This window comes from Dechloromonas aromatica RCB, assembly GCF_000012425.1.
Genome location: NC_007298.1, coordinates 2,083,672 through 2,101,573 on the forward strand (window position 1 = coordinate 2,083,672; position 17,902 = coordinate 2,101,573).

Annotated in this window: 14 protein-coding genes; 10 read left to right on the top strand and 4 right to left on the bottom strand. The window is 58.0% G+C overall.

All coding sequences use genetic code 11. The features are described 5' to 3' along the window. Positions 1–10: 10 nt before the first annotated feature. Positions 11–808 (bottom strand): enoyl-ACP reductase FabI, encoded by a 798-nt coding sequence (gene fabI, locus DARO_RS09965; protein WP_011287683.1) that lies wholly within the window; start codon positions 806–808, stop codon positions 11–13. Positions 809–896: 88 nt separating this feature from the next. Beyond that, positions 897–2,543 carry an electron transfer flavoprotein-ubiquinone oxidoreductase gene (locus tag DARO_RS09970; protein ID WP_011287684.1) on the bottom strand — a complete coding sequence of 549 codons (1,647 nt, stop codon included), beginning with the start codon at positions 2,541–2,543 and terminating at the stop codon, positions 897–899. 88 nt (positions 2,544–2,631) lie between these two features. On the opposite strand from DARO_RS09970, the gene DARO_RS09975 reads away from it, so the two are divergent. The 8 genes from DARO_RS09975 to xdp1 all read left to right on the top strand — a co-directional run bounded on the left by DARO_RS09975 (position 2,632) and on the right by xdp1 (position 14,336). Then, positions 2,632–3,042, top strand: a complete 411-nt coding sequence (locus DARO_RS09975; protein WP_011287685.1) for an acyl-CoA thioesterase — start codon at positions 2,632–2,634, stop codon at positions 3,040–3,042. A gap of 35 nt (positions 3,043–3,077) precedes the next feature. Continuing rightward, the gene (locus DARO_RS09980; RefSeq protein WP_011287686.1) at positions 3,078–4,424 is read left to right on the top strand and encodes a deoxyguanosinetriphosphate triphosphohydrolase; all 1,347 of its coding nucleotides are present in this window, start codon (positions 3,078–3,080) and stop codon (positions 4,422–4,424) included. Between the two features lie 67 nt (positions 4,425–4,491). Further along, on the top strand, positions 4,492–5,097 hold the full coding sequence (lexA, locus tag DARO_RS09985) for a transcriptional repressor LexA (protein WP_011287687.1): 606 nt from the start codon (positions 4,492–4,494) through the stop codon (positions 5,095–5,097). Beyond that, the gene (gene imuA / locus DARO_RS09990) at positions 5,097–5,819 is read left to right on the top strand and encodes a translesion DNA synthesis-associated protein ImuA (protein ID WP_011287688.1); all 723 of its coding nucleotides are present in this window, start codon (positions 5,097–5,099) and stop codon (positions 5,817–5,819) included. Before lexA ends, imuA begins: the two co-directional genes overlap by 1 nt. Beyond that, positions 5,752–7,191: a Y-family DNA polymerase gene (locus tag DARO_RS09995; RefSeq protein ID WP_011287689.1), complete on the top strand. Its 1,440-nt coding sequence runs from the start codon at positions 5,752–5,754 to the stop codon at positions 7,189–7,191. Before imuA ends, DARO_RS09995 begins: the two co-directional genes overlap by 68 nt. 12 nt (positions 7,192–7,203) lie before the next feature. Then, positions 7,204–10,287 (top strand): error-prone DNA polymerase, encoded by a 3,084-nt coding sequence (locus DARO_RS10000; RefSeq protein ID WP_011287690.1) that lies wholly within the window; start codon positions 7,204–7,206, stop codon positions 10,285–10,287. Positions 10,288–10,515: 228 nt separating this feature from the next. Beyond that, positions 10,516–13,374, top strand: coding sequence for an XrtA/PEP-CTERM system TPR-repeat protein PrsT (gene prsT, locus DARO_RS10005; protein ID WP_011287691.1), 2,859 nt, complete (start codon positions 10,516–10,518; stop codon positions 13,372–13,374). Between the two features lie 137 nt (positions 13,375–13,511). Continuing rightward, complete coding sequence (gene xdp1 / locus DARO_RS22235; RefSeq protein WP_011287692.1) at positions 13,512–14,336, top strand: exosortase-dependent surface protein XDP1; 825 nt, start codon at positions 13,512–13,514, stop codon at positions 14,334–14,336. A 90-nt stretch (positions 14,337–14,426) separates the two neighbouring features. On the opposite strand, the gene DARO_RS10015 is transcribed toward xdp1, so the two are convergent. Both DARO_RS10015 and DARO_RS10020 read right to left on the bottom strand, forming a co-directional pair. Then, on the bottom strand, positions 14,427–14,687 hold the full coding sequence (locus tag DARO_RS10015; RefSeq protein ID WP_011287693.1) for a phosphopantetheine-binding protein: 261 nt from the start codon (positions 14,685–14,687) through the stop codon (positions 14,427–14,429). Positions 14,688–14,690: 3 nt separating this feature from the next. Further along, positions 14,691–16,457: a serine hydrolase domain-containing protein gene (locus DARO_RS10020; protein WP_011287694.1), complete on the bottom strand. Its 1,767-nt coding sequence runs from the start codon at positions 16,455–16,457 to the stop codon at positions 14,691–14,693. A gap of 133 nt (positions 16,458–16,590) precedes the next feature. On the opposite strand from DARO_RS10020, the gene cysE reads away from it, so the two are divergent. Further along, on the top strand, positions 16,591–17,340 hold the full coding sequence (gene cysE, locus DARO_RS10025) for a serine O-acetyltransferase (RefSeq protein WP_011287695.1): 750 nt from the start codon (positions 16,591–16,593) through the stop codon (positions 17,338–17,340). Between the two features lie 57 nt (positions 17,341–17,397). Further along, on the top strand, positions 17,398–17,901 hold the full coding sequence (gene iscR / locus DARO_RS10030) for a Fe-S cluster assembly transcriptional regulator IscR (protein ID WP_011287696.1): 504 nt from the start codon (positions 17,398–17,400) through the stop codon (positions 17,899–17,901). Position 17,902 lies beyond the last annotated feature (1 nt).

The following is a 17,902-nucleotide window of genomic DNA, read 5'->3' on the forward strand; positions in this document are numbered from 1 at the left end:
AAATATTTACTTAGGCCGGTAGCGGGTCCGCATTACCCAGTGCCACGGTGTTCATGCCGCCATCGACGTACATGATTTCACCGGTGATGCCGCTGGCCAGATCGGACAGCATGAAGGCGGCCGCGTTGCCGACTTCATCGATGGTCACGTTGCGGCGCAGCGGGGCGTTGTGCGAGTTGTAGGCGAGCAGCTTGCCAAAATTGCCGATACCGGAAGCCGCCAGGGTCTTGATCGGGCCGGCCGAAATGGCGTTGGCGCGGATGCCTTCAGGGCCGAGGCAGAAAGCCAGGTAACGGGTAGCTGCTTCCAGGCTGGCCTTGGCCAGACCCATGGTGTTGTAGTTCGGCATGGTGCGCTCGGCGCCAAGATAGGAGAGCGCAAGGGCTGAGCTCCTGCGACCCTGCATCATCGGGCGAGCGGCCTTGACCAGTGCCGGGTAGCTATACGACGAGATTTCGTGGGCGATGCGGAAGGCGTCACGGGTGATGCCGTTCAGGAAATCGCCTTCGATGGCTTCGGTCGGAGCGTAGGCGATGGAGTGAACCAAGCCATCCAGACCGTCCCAGTGCTTGGCTAGTTCGACGAAAAGGTTGTCGATCTGCTCATCGCTGCTGACGTCGACCGGAATGGTGATGTCGCTGCCGAACTCGGCGGCAAACTTCTTGATTCGATCTTCGAAGCGCTCATTCTGGTAGGTGAAGGCGAGTTGGGCGCCTTCACGGTGGCATGCCTTGGCGATGCCATAGGCGATGGAATGCTTGGACAGCAGTCCGGTAATTAGAATCTTCTTGTCGGCGAGAAAGCCCATGTGTTGTTCTCCCTAAGGGGTTTAGCCGCAAGATTATAAACCGGGAAACCGCGATTCGCGGTATGCGAACGCGGTTTCCGGTTTCTGCTTACATATTGGGGTAAGTTGGGCCTTCGCCACCTTGCGGAACAACCCAGTTGATGTTCTGGGTTGGATCCTTGATATCGCAGGTCTTGCAATGTACGCAATTCTGCGCGTTGATCTGCAGGCGCGGGTTACCACCGCTTTCATCGCGCAGGATTTCATAGACGCCAGCCGGGCAGAAACGCTGTTCCGGGGCGTCGTATTTGGCGAGATTGACGCTGATAGGAATGCTGGCGTCTTTCAACTGCAGATGGCAGGGCTGGTCTTCCTCGTGATTGGTGCTGGAGAGGAAAACGGAGGACAGGCGGTCAAAGGTGATCACGCCATCCGGCTTGGGGTAGGCGATGGGTTCGCATTCGGCTGCTGGTTTCAGTTTGGCGTGGTCGGGGGTCGTGTGATGCAGCGTCCATGGTGCCTTGCCGCGCAGCAGAACCTGGTCAATGCCGAACATGATGGAGCCGAGCATCAGGCCCTTGGCCATCCATGGCTTGAAATTGCGCGTCTGATGCAGCTCTTCGAACAGCCAGCTCTTCTTGAAGGTTTCCGGGTAGGCAGTCAGTTCGTCGTGCTGGCGTTCGGCCGTCAGCGCTTCGAAGCAGGCCTCAGCCGCCAGGGCGCCGGATTTGATGGCGCAGTGCGACCCCTTGATCCGGGCGGCATTCAGCAAGCCGGCATCGTCACCGATCAGGACGCCGCCGGGGAAGGTCAGCTTGGGCAAGGACTGCAGGCCACCGGCGGTCAGCGCGCGGGCACCATAGGCGATGCGCTTGCCACCTTCTAGGAACTTGCGGATTTCCGGATGTGTCTTGAAACGCTGGAATTCCTCGTAGGGCGACAGGTGCGGGTTGCTGTAACCAAGTCCGACGACAAAGCCGACGGCGATCTGGTTGTTTTCCAGATGGTAGAGAAAGCCGCCACCGTAGGTGTCCGGCTGCATCGGCCAGCCGCCGCTGTGGATGACGAGGCCGAGCTGGTGTTTGTCCGGCTCGATTTCCCACAGTTCCTTGAGGCCGATGCCATAGGTTTGCGGGTCGGCGTCGGCATTGAGGTTGAATTTCTCCATCAGCTGCTTGCCGAGATGGCCGCGACAACCTTCAGCGAAAAACGTGTATTTGCCGAGCAGTTCCATGCCCATCTGGAAATTCGGGCCTTCGGAACCGTCGTGCAGGCGACCCATGTCGCCCGTGGCTACACCCTTGACGGCACCGTTTTCGTCGAACAGCACTTCGGCACCGGCAAAGCCGGGGTAGATTTCAACGCCCAAGGCTTCCGCCTGTTCGCCGAGCCAGCGGCAGACATTGCCCAGCGAGATGACGTAATTGCCTTCGTTATGGAAGCAGTTGGGCAGCAGGCTGTTCGGTACCTTGGTGGCGCCGGTTTCGGAGAGGATAAAGAAGCGGTCTTCGGAAACGGGGGCGTTGAGCGGGGCGCCGTCTTTCTGCCAGTCGGGTAGAAGCTCAGTCAGGGCGCGCGGGTCCATGACGGCACCGGAAAGAATATGGGCGCCAATTTCGGCGCCTTTTTCGATCAGGCAGACGCCCAGATCAGTTCCTTTTTCTGCTGCCAGTTGCTTCAGCCGAATGGCCGAAGCCAAGCCAGCCGGGCCGCCACCAATGATGACGACGTCAAATTCCATGGATTCGCGTTCCATGATGTCTCCTAAGTTTTATTGTTAGCTTATTTTCAATACGGTACAGTATGGAAATGCTTTGATCAACACCACTCTAGTATTCAGGATTATGGAACACAAGAAAAAGCTTATCCACGTCACGAAAATGCCGATCCGCTGGGGCGATATGGACGCCTACGGACACGTTAATAACACCATCTATTTCCGCTACATGGAACAGGCGCGGGTCGAATGGATCGAGGAAATGAAAGTACCGGTTCGACCGGGCGGCGACGGGCCGGTGATCATCAATGCCAGCTGCACGTTCATGATTCCGATGACTTATCCGGGAATGGTTGAGGTACGGACTTATGTCGGAGCAATCGGCCGTTCCAGTTTCCAGACCTACGTTGAAATGCGCATCGAGGGTGATGACAAGCTCTACGCCGAAGGCGCGGCCAAGGTGGTGTGGATGAATACCCAGACCGGAAAATCGGTTCCGGTGCCTGATCACGTGCGGGCCGTACTCGAAGCAGAGTAAACTCGCAGCCCATCGCATCATCGAATTCGAAGAGCATGGGCAAACGAAAAATCTGGGAAAAGCTGCTGTCGAGCGAACGCCTGGGGGCCGGCAAGGCGCCCGGTACGGCTGAGCGTACGGCATTCCAGCAGGATTACGACCGCATCGTCTTCACTTCTGCCTTCCGGAGAATGAAGGACAAGACGCAGGTTTTCCCGCTGTCCAAGAGCGACTATGTCCGGACTCGCCTGACGCACAGCCTTGAGGTCAGTTGTGTCGGGCGTTCGCTCGGCGCTGTGGTTGGGCGCGAGATCATTGCCCGGCACGGTTTGCAGCATGTCGAGTCTGGTGATTTTGGCGCCATCGTCGCCGCCGCTTGTCTGGCCCACGACATTGGCAATCCACCCTTCGGCCATGCCGGCGAGGACGCCATCCGCGAATGGTTCCGCCATTCCGGCCTGCTTGAACGTCACGACTTCACGCCAGCGCAGAAGGCAGATTTCGAGCGCTACGAGGGTAATGCACAAGGTTTTCGCATCGTCAGTCGGCTGCAAAGCCCGGCCAACCCAGGCGGCCTGCAGTTAAGTAGTGCGGTCCTGGCGACCTTTACCAAATATCCACGGCCATCCCATCTTGACGCTGAGCTGGATGGCAAGAGCGGCAAGAAGTTTGGCTTCTTCCAGCAGGATGTTGGGGCCTTTCAGCAAGTGGCCCGCGCGACCGGTCTGGTCGAACGTATCCCGGGTACCGCCTGGCGGCGCCATCCGCTGGCTTTCCTGGTCGAGGTGGCCGACGATACCTGTTACCTGATTGTCGATCTGGAAGACGCTTCGCGGCTCGGTTTCGTGCATTACAAGGACGCCGAATGTCTGCTGGCCGACCTGGCCGGGAATACGGTCAATGGCGGGCGGCTGGATCGGCTGCACGATCCAAAAGAGCGCCTGGAGTACCTGCGTGCCAAGGCCATCGGCTGCCTTCTTGAAAGTGCCGCGGCGGTTTTTCTGGAAAACGAGGACGCCATCCTGAGTGGCACGTTCGATGACGAGCTGCTTGAGAACTCGCCGATCTCCCATCCCCTGCAGGCCATTCTCAAACTGGCCAAGGAAACGATCTACACGGCCCGCCCGGCGCTGGAAATCGAAACGGCAGGCTTCGAGGTGCTTGGCGCCTTGCTTGGCTTATTTACCAATGCGGTCGAGGCGAAAGCTGGTCATGCCCGTTTCACCACCCGCGAACGCATGTTGCTCAAGTTGTTGCCGGCTCAGTTCCTTGGCCACAATGGTGAGCCGGATACCGATCCATACATTCGCCTGTTGCAGGTGGCCGATTTTGTCGCCGGAATGACCGATTCCTATGCGGTGGACATGTACCGCAAGCTGAAGGGTTTCGACTTGCCGACCTGATTTTCCGCTTGCCAAAAATCGATTACTGTACAAAAATACAGTCAATGGTTTTTAGCGGAGGCCGGCCATGAAACTCACGCCACGTCAGCAGGAAATTCTCGACTTCATCAAGAGTACCCTCGAGGTGCTCGGTGCGCCGCCGACGCGTATGGAAATTTCCAGCGCCTTCGGTTTCGCTTCGCCCAATGCGGCGGAAGACCACCTCAAGGCACTGGCCAAGAAAGGTGCCATCGTACTCGAACCCGGTTCGGCGCGAGGCATACGACTCGTTGAACAGCTTGGTTTGCCGTTGATTGGCAGTGTCGCCGCTGGCTCGCCCATCCTGGCCGTCGAGAACATGCAGGGTCGCTATGCGCTGGATGCCAGCCTGTTTGCGCCGAAGGCTGATTTTTTGCTCAAGGTGCGCGGTCTGTCGATGATCGATGTCGGCATCTTTGATGGCGACTTGCTTGCCGTGCACAAGACCAACCAGGCGCGTGACGGCCAGATCGTTGTCGCCCGGCTGGATGAAGAGGTCACGGTCAAGCGCCTGGAGCGCAGTGGTGGTCAGATCAGGCTGATTGCCGAAAATCCTGATTTCGAGCCGATCATCGTTGATCCGGAAGCAGTCGATTTCGCCATCGAAGGCATTGCTGTCGGCCTGATTCGCGGGGCTGTTTCCAAGCTGTCGTGATGCCCGTGCCGTCGTCGCTCGCTTTGGCGGATGTGCTGGCCAGGGGCGATGTCTGGCGCGGCGACATGCTGGCCTCCCTGCCTGAAGCTGCGATTCCAAGCGGCCACGCCGAACTTGATGCTGAACTGCCGGGTGGTGGCTGGCCACGTGGAAATCTGACAGAAATACTCGTCGATCGCGGCAGTGTTGGTGAAATGAGCCTGCTGTTACCGGCCTTGGCCAAATTGTCTGCCGAGGGGGGCTGGCTGGCGCTGGTGGCGCCGCCCTGGCAGCCGCACGCACCGGCCTGGGCGGCGGCAGGGTTGGCTCTGGAGCGGCTGGTCATCGTTCAGGCCGGCAGGAATGTGGCTTGGTGTGTCGAGCAATTGCTTGCCAGTGGCGGCTTTGCCGGTGTGCTGGCCTGGCCCGAGGCGGGCATTGATGCCCGCGCCCTGCGTCGCTTGCAGGTGGCCGCCGAGGGGCGACCGGTTTTTGCCTGTTTATGGCGGTCGACTGCGGTTGCTCAGGTACCGTCACCGGCTCCGCTGCGCCTGATGTTGAACACGGGGCGGGAGGCTGGTCACGGCGAACTGTCGGTCCGCATCATCAAGCGGCGCGGCAGGCCGGTTTCCCGGTCGCTCGCCTTGTCCATACCCCGTCCCGGGAGAAGCTCGCGTGCTGTGGCTGGCCCTGCACTTTCCCTTGTTGCCGATCGAGGCATTGCCGCTACGCCAGTCGCCTAGCGCCGTGGTCAGTCGTGGGCGGGTGCTGGTCGGCGATCTGGCGGCAAGGCTTGCTGGCGTCTGCGCCGGGCAAAAGCTGTCGACGGCGCTTGGCCTGCAACCAGGGCTGATGGTGTTTGAACGAGATGAGGTCCGAGAAATAAAGGCGCTGGAAAGTCTGGCCTGTTGGGCTGGTCGCTTTACGCCGACGATCAGTGTGGTGTCGCCGGATGTCTTGTTGCTGGAAATCGGCAGTTGCCTGCGTTTGTTCGGCGGTGCGCCGGCGATTATCGAGGCTGTATTGGCTGGTTGTGCCGAGCAATCCTACTCAACGAACTGGGCTGCGGCACCGACCCCCCTTGGCGCATCCTGGCTGGCACGGAACGCTTGTGCTGGCATCCATATCGAAATCTCTGCCATGCAGGCCGCCTTGGCCGACTTGCCTTGTGCCATCGATGAGTGGCCGGGGGAGGTGATCGATCGGCTCGAATCGTTCGGCCTCAAGCGGCTGGGTGATTTGCGGCAGTTGCCCGGTGCCGGGTTACGGCGGCGTATCGGCAATCAGCCGATGGATGATTTGCTGAGAGCCTGGGGCGATTTGCCAGATCCACAGAAGCCCTTTGCTTTCCCTGAAAGTTTCGCCATTGATCTTGAGTTGCCGGCCCGTGTCGAACATGCCGAAGCGCTGGCGTTTGCCGGGCAACGTCTGTTCGCAGCGCTGGCTGGATGGCTGCATGGGCGGCAATTGCTACTGCGTTGCTGTACGCTGCATTTGGCTCACGACGATGGGGAAAAAACGCCGCTGGCCTTGCGTTTTTCCGAGCCTGCGGCGGACGAGGGGCGATTCATGCGGCTATTGCGCGAGCATCTTGCCCGCTTGCAACTCAAGGCGCCTGTCGAGGCCTTGTGCTTGCAGGCCGATGAACTGCTCGACAAGCCAGGTGCCAGCGCCCACTTGTTCGAACAGGCGGCAACTGGCGAAGGCGCGTTGGCCTGTCTGGAGCGTCTGCGTGCCCGCTTGGGGGAGGGGGCTGTGCAGGCTCTTTCCCTGATGGCAGACCATCGTCCGGAATGCGCGACCTTTCGGCATGAGGTGGTCACCTGTTCGCCTCACGATATGCGGGCGAGCACCGCCGTTGGGCAGCATCGCCCGTTATGGCTGTTGCCCAATCCGCAGGCGCTGGTTGAATGCGCTGGTCGCCCGCAGTGGCATGGTCAATTGAAGCTGCTGTCGCGGGCCGAGCGCCTGGAAAGCGGCTGGTGGGATGAGGGGGAGGCTGGTGCCACCGGCGACGTGCGCCGTGACTATTTCGTTGCCCGCAATCCGCTGGGGCAATGGGCATGGGTCTTTCGCGATGCCCAGGGCTGGTTCCTGCACGGTCTGTTCGCCTGAGTCGGTGCGTCCATGTCACTGCCCGAGTACGCAGAACTCCACTGTCTTTCCAACTTCAGCTTCCTACGCGGTGCCTCGCATCCGGAAGAGCTGGCGGCACGTGCGCTAGCGCAAGGCTATGCTGCCCTGGCGCTGACTGATGAATGCTCCCTGGCCGGTGTTGTTCGGGCGCATCTGGCGGCCAAGAAGCATGGCCTGAAATTCATCGTCGGTAGCGAGATGATGACCGTCGATGGCCTGAAGCTGGTTTTTCTGGCCTGCAATCGCCATGGTTACGGCAATCTCTCGGCGCTAATCACGCTGGCTCGGCGGCGCGCGGAGAAGGGGGGCTACACCCTGCACCGCAATGATCTGGAGTCCATATCGCCGAGTGGTGCGCTACCTGACTGTCTGGTGCTCTGGGTGCCGGGCAATAATCCATCATCCGCGGATGGCGAGTGGCTGGTGAGTCGCTTTCCTGGTCGGAGTTGGATTGCAGTCGAATTGCATGCCGGGCCGGAGGATGCGGAGAGGCTGGCTGGCTTGCAGTCCTTGGGTGAGGTCTGCGGCCTGCCATTGGTCGCGACCGGCGATGTCCATATGCACATCAAGGCCCGTCGGCCGGTGCAGGATGTGCTGACGGCCTTGCGTCTGAAAAGTACGGTTTTCGAGGCTGGCTACGCGCTATTCCCCAACGGCGAGCGTCATTTGCGCTCCCGGCTCCGGCTGTCTCGACTCTATCCGCCAGAACTTCTGGCTGAAACCTTGAACATCGCGGCACGCTGTGAGTTTTTACTCGATGAACTGCGCTATGAATACCCGGAAGAAATCATTCCATCGGGTGAAACACCGGCCAGCTGGCTGCGCAGCGAAACCGAGCGCGGCCTGCAACGGCGTTACCCGGCCGGTGTTCCTGGCAGTGTTCGCGAGCGGATTGAACACGAACTGGGCCTGATTGCCGAAATGGCCTATGAGGCCTATTTCCTGACGGTTTACGACATCGTCTGCTACGCCCGTAGCCAGGATATTCTTTGTCAGGGCCGTGGTTCGGCCGCCAATTCGGCCGTCTGCTACGCGCTGGGCGTGACTGAAGTCGATCCAGCGCGTTCGGCCTTGCTGTTCGAGCGCTTCGTTTCGAAAGAACGCGGCGAACCGCCGGATATCGATGTCGATTTCGAGCACGAACGGCGCGAGGATGTCATCCAGTACATCTACACCAAGTACGGTCGTGAGCGGGCGGCACTGGCCGCAGCGTTGATCACCTACCGGACCAAGGGCGCCCTGCGCGATGCTGGCCGGGCGCTGGGTTTCGGCATTGCCCAGATCAACGCGCTGACCGCTTCGCTGGCCTGGTGGGACAAGCGCGAGCAGTTGCCGGAACGCTTCGCCGAGCTTGGTCTCGATCCGCATGCGCCGCGTGTCGAGAAATGGCTGGCCATCGCCGAGGCTCTGCGTGGATTTCCCCGTCACCTGACGCAGCATGTCGGCGGCTTCGTCATCTCGCGCGGGCCGCTGTCCCGGCTGGTGCCGGTTGAAAATGCGGCGATGTCGGCGCGCAGTGTGATTCAGTGGGACAAGGATGATCTTGATGCGATGGGGCTGATGAAAGTCGACATCCTGGCTCTCGGCATGCTGTCGGCGATCCGCCGGATGCTGCAGATCGTTGGCGAGACGACCGGTCGACCGATGAAAATGCAGGATATTCCGGCCGAAGACCCGGCCACCTATGAAATGCTCTGTCACGCCGACAGCATGGGTGTTTTCCAGGTCGAATCCCGTGCCCAGATGGCCATGTTACCGCGCCTCAGGCCACAAAATTTCTACGATCTGGTTGTCGAAGTGGCGCTGGTGCGGCCGGGGCCGATTCAGGGCGACATGGTGCATCCCTACCTGAAGCGGCGGCAGGGCAGGGAGCGGATCGAGGAAATTTCGCCAGCCGTCGATGCCGTGCTCGAACGCACCTATGGTGTGCCGATCTTTCAGGAGCAGGTCATGCAACTGGCCGTCGTCGCTGCCAACTTCACGCCCGGCGAGGCCGACCAGCTACGCCGGGCAATGGCGGCCTGGAAGCGCAAGGGCGGCTTGGAACCATTCGAGCAGAAACTGCTGGCTGGCATGGCCGCCAACGATTTGCCGGAGAGCTTCGCCCGACGGATCATCGCCCAGATCCAGGGCTTCGGTGAATACGGCTTTCCCGAATCCCATGCCGCCAGTTTTGCCTTGCTCGTTTATGCCTCGGCCTGGCTCAAGCGCCACCACCCGGCCGCCTTCCTGTGCGGTCTGCTCAACAGCCAGCCGATGGGTTTCTACTCGCCGTCGATGCTGATTCAGGATGCTCGTCGTCATGGTGTTAGGGTACTGCCCCCCGATGTTATGACCAGCGACTGGGATAGCCGGCTTGACGAGCGCGGTGCCGTGCGTCTCGGTCTGCGCGAGATTAGTGGCTTCTCGGTGGCCGCCGCCAAACGCATTACTGCGGTCTGCCGGGAAAATCAGCCCTTTTTGAATGTCGCCGATCTGGCAGCGAGGGCCGGGCTGCAACGGCGTGATCTCGACCTGCTGGCCGCTGGCGATGCCTTGCAGGGGCTGGCCGGCCATCGTCGGCAAGCCGCCTGGGCTGCCACGGTAGCTGTTGTACAGGGAGACCTGTTTGACGGTACGCCGGTGGTCGAAGCAGAAATCGAGCTGCCAGCGCCGAGTGATGGTGAAAATCTGGTTGCCGATTACCGCAGCCTTGGCCTGACGCTACGTTCGCATCCGCTGAGCCTGTTGCGTCAGTATCTGGCTGAACGTCGATTCGTGACTGCGGCCGATCTAAAAATGGCGGGGCACCATACCTTGATCCGATCCGTTGGCATTGTCGTCGGCCGTCAGCGACCGGGCACCGCAACCGGCATTGTCTTTGTCACGCTGGAAGACGAAACCGGATTGAGCAACGTGGTCGTTCATCCGCAACTCGTCGAAAAACAGCGCCGCGAACTACTTGGCTCAACGCTGCTCGGGGTTTACGGACAATTGCAGGTCGAAGGAGAGGTGGTGCATCTGGTCGCCAAGCGCTTGGTTGATCTCTCCGCCTGGCTGGGGCGGCTGGAAACGGTCAGCCGGGATTTTCACTGAACGAGACCATCTCGCTGACAGTCGCGTATGACTTTTGAGCAATCAATTTGTTGCCTAAGAATATGCCATTTATGTACCCGGGCGTCCGGATGATATTCTTACTATTGGCCTGAAATCGTGACAAAACGCACAGCGTGCAACCCCTAATCATCATTAATATCGTGTCATCCAAACTGCCATTGATACGCACCAGCCGTGCGATCTCATCAAATCGGATTGACGAACGCAATGATGCACCCAAAATTACTCAAGCTGTCCGGCCTGGGACTGATTAGGCAGGGGCTAGGCTTTGCCCTTCGCGCATCCGTAGCAGTCACTCTTACTGCTGCTCTTTCTGCTATCGCAGAGGCAACACCTGAGAAAGCAGCGAGCTATTACGAAGATGCACTCCGCAAGTATGAAAATAACGAGATGCCTGCGGCTGTCATTCAGTTGAAAAACGCCATTCAGCAAGATCAGAAAATGCTTGCAGCGCACCTGTTGCTCGGCAAAGCACTACTTAAAAATGGCGATCTGAAGGGGGCTGAAGCCGCATTTGAGGAGGCGCTCAAGCAGGGCGTCAATCGTGGAGAAGTCGCCCTGCCGCTTGGGCAGATTTATCTTGCACTAGGCCGCCCGGAAGCGGTTATCGAAAAAATACCAGCTTCCGGTTTGCCTCCCGCATTGCAGGTCGAAGTGCTGACCATGCGGGGAAATGCTTACTTGGAATCTGGCAAGAGCAGTCTTGCGGTCCAAAGTTTTGAGAATGCCAAGGCCATTGATCCGAAGTCGCCGCTGCCGCTCATCGCTGAAGTGCCGATGTTGTTGGCTGCCGGAAGACTCGATCAGGCCAGGGAAAAGGCCAACAAGGCCGTTGAACTGGCACCCAATAACGGTTCGGCCTGGAATATCAAAGCCTCGGTGCTGCACGCTTCGTTTGATGCCAACGGAGCCCTGGCCGCTTATGACAAGGCGCTGACGCTGGCGCCGAAACATGTTGATGCACGCATCGCTCGTGCAGCATTGTTGATCGATCTGAAGCGCAATGCCGATGCTCAAAAAGATCTTGATTACCTGAAAACCTTTGCCGAAGATGAGCCTCGTGCGGCTTATCTTCGGGCTGTCTTGGCCAGTCTGCACGGCGATGCCAATGCGACAAACGCAGCGCTTAAAGAGGTGACGCGGACCGTCGACAGTCTTCCTCCTGCCTGGTTGGCGCGGCGCGAGCAATTGTTGATGGCGGCCGCTTTGGCGCATTACGGCCTGGGTAGCCACGAAAAGGCGCGTGAGTATCTGGATGCGCTCATTGCGCGCAGCCCAAGTAATCTGGGGGCAAAAAAATTACTGGCTTCGATTTATGCCGATGCAAAGGATTACGGTCGTGCTCAGACTTTGCTCGAATCCCTGCAAAGAGCTACGCCGGACGACCCTCAGGTGATGTACCTGCTGGGAACGGTCAATCTCGCCCAACGACGCTATGCGCAAGCGACAGACCTTCTGGAAAAGGCTGCAACTCGCACCGGTTCCCCCGACATGAACCGCTCGCTGGGCTTGAGCCAGCTTGGTCTGGGACAGGCCGAGAAAGGGCTGGCCAGTCTGGAAAAGGCATTTTCCGCCAACCCGGCTGATTTTCGTGCTGGGATGGCCCTGGCTACGCTTTACATGCGCCAGGCCAAGAAAGACAAAGCGATGAAAACCGCGGAGGCAATGGTCAAACAGGACTCGGCGAATCTGACGGCACTGAATTTTCTGGGGACGATCAAGGGCGCAAGTGGAGACAAAGCAGGGGCGCGTAGTGCCTATTTGCAGGTGCTTGCCAAAGATGCCGCTTTTGCCCCCTCTGTTCTGAATCTGGTACGTCTGGACATCGGTGAAAAGCGCTTCGATGAGGCACGTCGCCGTCTTGATGCTTTATTGAAAAAAGACAGTAACGATTATCAGGTGCTGTTCGAGTACGGCCTGCTTGAACAACGGGCTGAGCGCCCGGCCGAAGCCATTCGTCATCTGACCAAGGCGGGTGATGTCCAGCGTACTGATCCTGGTCCGACCTTGGCGTTGATTGATCTGTACCTCAATCAACGCCAAGGAGAACAGGCGCTCAAGGCAGCCAAGGCCCTGGTTAGCAAGTTCTCGACAAGTCTGAGGGTGCAACAGGCCTTGGCACGGACCTACCTGGCCACAGGGGATGCTGTAAATGCCCGTAACGTACTGACGACCGCAACGCGCCTAGCTGAATTTGATCCGAAGGCCCAGGTCTCGATCGCGCGTATGCAGTTGGCGGCCGCCAACCCTAACGGCGCTGCCTACAGCGTTTCCAAGGCCCTTCAGGGAAATCCGGATGATGTCGCTGCGCTCGCGCTGGCGGTCCAGGTTGAAGCGCGGCGCGGTGATTCAGGCAAGGCTGATGTGGCCCTCAGGACGTTGACTTCAAAGCACCCGAACGACGTCGAGACGATTCGTGCCGGCGCAGAATTGGCCATGATGCGCGGCCAGTATCAGGCTGCAGTCACCGGCTATCGCAAGCTTGTGGCTCGTGAAGAAACCAGCGGCAATGCCCTGGCTTTGGTCGACGCGCAGACGAGGGCGGGTGAGTCAGGAAAAGCTTCGGCCTTCCTCGAGGCCTGGGTAAAAACCCACCCCGAGGACCAGCGGGCCCAGAAAGCGCTGGCCGATATCTTGTTCCGTGTGGGACAGCTTCCTGTGGCGAAACAGGCTTATCAAAAACTGCTTGCAGCCAACCCTGATGATGCTGTTTCGCTAAATAACTACGCCAACTTGCTCTTGCAAATGAACGATCCTTCTGCCCAGCAAGTCGCGGAAAAGGCGATCAATCTTTCACCTAATCATCCGGCCTATGCCGATACCCTGGGCTGGATTCTGGTGCACAAGGAGCAACTTGAAACTGGGCTGAGGTACTTGCGAGAAGCACGCTTGCGTAGCCCTGAAAATGGCGATATTCGCTTCCATCTTGCCTATGCCTTGGCCAAGGCAGGCAGACGCGATGAGGCGAAGGAGGAATTGCGGGCTGCCATCGCTAGCTCCGGCGAGTTCAAAGGGACTGCTTTATTCGGGCAACTTCGGCGGGAGTTGGGGGTAGTCAATGAATAGCGCCAGATGTCGAGATTCTTTACAACATTTGTTTTTTAGTGAATAAAAGTTTTCCATTTCATTGAAATTCAAGGAATATTTATTCAGGTACGCTTTTTGCTAAAATTGAATCAGCAAAGTACCTTTGGGGTAAAAAAATGAAAAACCAATTGAAAGCAGTCGTTCTGGCAGTCAGCTTGCTTGTCGTAGGCGAGGCCTCAGCCGTGACTTGGAACTTGACAGGGGCGGTTCCAAGCACAGGGGTCACTATCAGCGGTGTGGCAAACACCGGTGGAATCGATACTTCTGCTAGCTCGGCCAATAATGGCGCTACACAAACCATCCGAGATGCAACTTGGGTGGGGCAGACCAATATGGGGACGACTGCTAGTCCTGTGTATTATGGCGGCATTACAAATGCTGATGCATGCTCGAGTGGGTCATACTGTGACCTGAATGAAGGGGTGAATCCTGAGCATGCGATAGACAACGAGCAGCGCTACGATATGGCATTGCTCAACTTTGGTGCCTCGGTGGTCAAGTTGACTAGTGTGGGTCTGAGTTGGATTTCTGGTGACTCCGACCTGACCGTGTTGGCTTTCACGGGAACCGGCACGTTCAATGTGGATACCATGTTGAAGGGGCTGACCTACGACAAGCTGACCGCAAATGGCTGGACGGTGGTTGCAAACACGAATGGTACTTCCAGTACCTATACCCAGTCTTTTAATACGGCGGGCAATATTGCTTCCTCTTACTGGTTGATCGGTGCATTCAATCCTCTGGTTGCTTCCGCCACTGGGACTAATACCGGCGGCTTCGACTACGTCAAGCTGAGTACGGTTAGTGGCACCGTCTGTGCTGCTGGCTCGACGGCGGGTACGGCTGGTTGTGGTTCAACTAACAAGGCCCCGGAGCCTGGCTCGCTGGCATTGATGGGAGTTGGCCTCATTGGCTTGCTCCGTTTGCGCAAGCGTCGCTAATCTACGCTTCTGCTAAAAAGAAAAACGGCACCTTGGGTGCCGTTTTTCTTGGAGGGAAAGCCGCGTCCGAAAGTAAGCGGCTGCCGAAAATTACTGTCTGCTTGATTGTATCAATGCGGCCAGCGTGGCAACCGAGCGTAGATGTTCGCGCGCTTTTTCATCGCCAGCTTCAAGTATCACGCCGTATTTTTTCTTCAGGCCAAGAACAAGCTCAAGGGCGTCGATCGAGTCTAGACCAAGGCCTTCGTCGGCAAAAAGCAGCGCTTCGTCATCGATATCTGCCGGCGTGATGTCTTCGAGATTCATCGTTTCGATAATGAAAGTCTTCAGTTCAAGATGTAATTCGTTCATTTTTTAGTTCAGTTTCTTGCGCATTTGAATGCCGGAAAAGCCCAGCATGGCTTCATTGCCCGCTTCGATCAGGCGTAGTGTATCGCCCCGGCTGGTACCCAGGCCAGCGGTAATCACTTCGTTGTCGGATACCGGCAGGAAAGCGATCCTCAACAACAGATCGGGAACCTCGGGAAAGTGGGCTTCGCCGATCAGCATGCCATGGTCTTCCTTGAGCAAAAGCCTGTCAGGCGATGGGCCATCAATCTTGCCGACGATTTCGTAATTGCCAAGATTTTGCCGGAATCGCTCGGGAATGACCGAGGGTTTTAGTTTTTCACCGAAGATCAGCGATTCGTTTCCAATTCTTCCAACGATGATCTGGCGCCCGTTGACATTGGCCATCGATAGGTGGATGTCCTCGAAAGCTCCAACGCGCACTGGCAGCATGCCGAGAAGCTTGTATTTGATCGTTAGCAGCCCATCTTCATGTGGCACCAGGCGGAATTGGTGGCCGGCGGCGTCAACGTCTATTTGACCGGATTTTGTGCTGATTCTGGCTAGTCCGACCATCGTGTCGAAATTGCCGTCGAACTGGCGCAACTCTTCGGAGCTTGGTGCGCGCTCGGCGGCACGGACTGGTGGTTCCGGGTTTTGGCGAATGCCGGTCTTGGCTTCCAGCATCAGGCGTAGGGCCTCGGTAGCGATTTTCGAGACGGCGACATGCGAGGTGGCTGAGTTGGAAAGAACGACAACCCCCAGTTTGTGCTCCGGCAAGATGGCCATCATGCTGTGCGAATCGGGCAGTGAGCCGCCGTGACTGGCCACCGGGCCACCGCCGGGAATGTCGATGCCGCTCATCATCCAGCCGAGGCCGACGTATTGCTTGAAGGTTAGCGGGAAATCCTTGTTCTGGATGCGTACCATCTCGTGCAGGGAGGCTGCGGATAGCACTTGATATTTGCCTGACTTGCCGTCGGCAAACTGCATTTTCATGAACTGGCTCAGGTCAACGACATTGCTCAGCAGATTAGCGGCCGGCATGTCGCGCAGCGAGAAAGCCTCGCTCTCCTTGTTGCGATCGTAGGTCTTGGCGATCGGGCGTTGGGCGAAACTGCTCTGGGGCATGCCTAGTGGCAGGAAGAGGTGGTTATGCATGTAAATATCGAAGGCTTCGCCACTGACCTTCTGGATTGCTGCGCCAAGCAGCGCCACGCCGAGATTTGAATAGGAAAAAACGTAGTTGGGTGGAAAGGCGAGATGTTCGTCGTGGATGGCCTCAACCACCGAGTCGAAGCGATCAGGATCGCGAACGAAGAGACCGCGCAGGAAATTCGATGGCAGCCCGGAGTGGTGAGACATGATGTTGCGCGGTGTCACCGGGGCGGCATTGGGAAAGCGGCTCTTGATCGAGAATTCGGGCAGCGCAGACGCCAGGGGGTTGTCGATGTCGAGTTTGCCCTGTTCGGCCAGTTGCATGGTGGCGGCAGCGGTAAATACCTTGGCGATGGAGCCGGCTCGATAGATCGTTTCTGGTGTCGCCGGTGTCTTGTTTTCCAGATCGGCGTAACCGAAGCCTTGTTGCCACACAACCTGCTGGTTATCGACCAACGCGATGCTGATTCCGGTGATTTCGTTTTGCGCCATCTCACGGTCGATCAGCCAGGCCAGGTGTTTCTGTGTATGGCCATAGTCGCCGCGGACGTCGTTTTGTGATGCGGGTGGAGGCGTGGCGCAGCCGCTGAGCAAAAGAACGACACCGGCAAGGAGTGGGGCGAGGCGGTGATTCATCAAAGGGGGGAGCTTTCGCTGCAATGGCAATGGATTATAAACAGATACCACTGCTTGTCTTCGGGGAAAATAGCTGACAAATTCAGTCGAGTATTTTAAAATTGCCCTCCTTTGTATAGGGAGATCAGGCTTCATGTTCCGGCATCTGCGTGAGGACATCCGTGCGGTTTTTGACCGCGACCCGGCGGCTCGTTCATCCTGGGAGGTGCTTACCTGCTACCCGGGTATTCACGCCCTGATCATGCATCGTCTGGCTCACTGGCTGTGGGGCCATCGCCTGCGCTGGCTGGCGCGGTTTACGGCGCATATTTCCCGCATGTTGACTGGTATCGAAATCCACCCGGGAGCCACGATTGGTCGACGCTTTTTCATCGATCACGGCATGGGGGTCGTCATCGGTGAAACCGCAGTGATCGGTGACGACGTCACGCTCTACCATGGCGTTACGCTGGGTGGCACCTCATGGAACAAGGGCAAGCGTCACCCGACACTGGAAAACGGCGTGGTCATCGGTGCTGGTGCCAAGGTGCTTGGCCCGATCACCATCAGCGCCGGCGCCAAGGTCGGCTCGAATGCAGTCGTAACCAAGCCTGTCCCGGAAGGTGCTACAGCCGTTGGCAACCCGGCCCGGATTATCGACCAGCTAACCCGCGAACGTGAGGCGCAAGCGGAAAAGCTGGGGTTCTCTGCGTATGCCGTTGCTCGCAATCAGGATGATCCGTTGGCCAAGGCCATCCATGCGCTGCTTGATCATGCGTCCGAGACGGATCGTCGTCTTGCCTCTCTGGTCAAGGAGCTTGAGGCGCAAGGCGTGAAGTGCGATGAAGAAGTTCAGCAGGCTGATTCCTTTGATCCGAAATACCTGAGCAAAATAGTTGACTAATTTTCTCTGGTTTATATATAGTTGACCTTAATACTAGGTTATTAGCAGGAGCTCGGAATGCGTTTAACGACCAAAGGACGTTTTGCCGTAACGGCCATGATGGACCTCGCCTTGCGCGGCGATGATGGCCCGGTGGCACTGGCCAGCATCAGTGAGCGCCAGAAGATATCGCTCTCTTATCTTGAGCAATTGTTTGGCAAGTTGCGCCGCTATAAGCTGGTCGATAGCGTGCGTGGCCCCGGTGGCGGCTACTGCATCGCCCGGCCACTCGAACTGGTGCGGGTGGCTGACATTATCCGTGCTGTCGATGAGCAGCTTGATGCCACACAATGCGGCGGTCGCGAAAATTGCCACGATGAGCATCGGTGCATGACACACGATCTGTGGACAACGCTGAATGTAAAGATGTTCGATTATCTGTCTTCGGTGACGCTGGCTGATCTGGTTGAGCGCGAGAGACAAAAACGCGGTGCGGGTGTAACAGTGCTCGAAGACAAGCGCCGCCTCGGTCCGCAGCCCCGTGGCAGCAACGGGCGTGAAAAGATACCTGCGGTTATTTGAG